Below are 659 nucleotides of genomic sequence, written 5' to 3' on the forward strand. Positions count from 1 at the left end.
CGCCCGGGCTGCACCGCGCGCTGAACGGCGCCGGCGCCGTGCTGCCCTGGCTGCCGCCGCGGCCCGGCCGGCAGATCGGCTTCGTGCTGCCGGTCTTCGCCTTCGGCGGGGTCGAGAAGGTGGTGCAGGCCCAGGCCGAGGTGCTGCGCCGCCGGGGCTGGACGCCGCATCTCTTCCTGACGGGCGCGGAGAGCGTGGCGCTGCCCGCCAGCCAGTCCGGCGCCTTCGAGACGCTGCAGTTCTTCCCGCTGCCAGCGGCCGAGCGGGCCGACCGCGCCCGGCGCTACTTCGCCGCGCGGCTGCCGGAGGAGGCAGACCCCGCCATCGCGGCCGACGCGCTGGGGCTGCTGGCGGCGATGGATGTGGTGGTCAACACCCACGCGCTGGCCGCGCACCCGCTGATGGGGCAGCTGCGCCGCCAGGGCGTGCGCACCTGGCTCGGCCTGCACCTGCTCGACAACGGGCCGCGCGGCGAGCCGGTGGGCAACCCGCTCACCGCGCTCGCCTACGAGGCCGGCTATGACGGCATCCTCACGGTGTCGCGGCAGTTGCGCGACTGGTGCCACGCCCAGGGCGTGCCGGCCGACAAGCTGGTGCTGCTGCCCAACGCCGCCGCCTACCCCGCCGATCCGGGGCGCGTCGCGGCGGCGCTGGCGGCG

Annotated in this window: 1 protein-coding gene; it reads left to right on the forward strand. The window is 77.1% G+C overall.

Annotation, left to right across the window (positions count from 1 at the left end; translation table 11 throughout):
• Positions 1–659: glycosyltransferase family 4 protein (locus tag HMPREF0731_RS22515; RefSeq protein ID WP_040614538.1), on the forward strand; the 659-nt coding region annotated here is incomplete at both ends.

This window comes from Pseudoroseomonas cervicalis ATCC 49957, from assembly GCF_000164635.1.
Taxonomy (GTDB): domain Bacteria; phylum Pseudomonadota; class Alphaproteobacteria; order Acetobacterales; family Acetobacteraceae; genus Pseudoroseomonas; species Pseudoroseomonas cervicalis.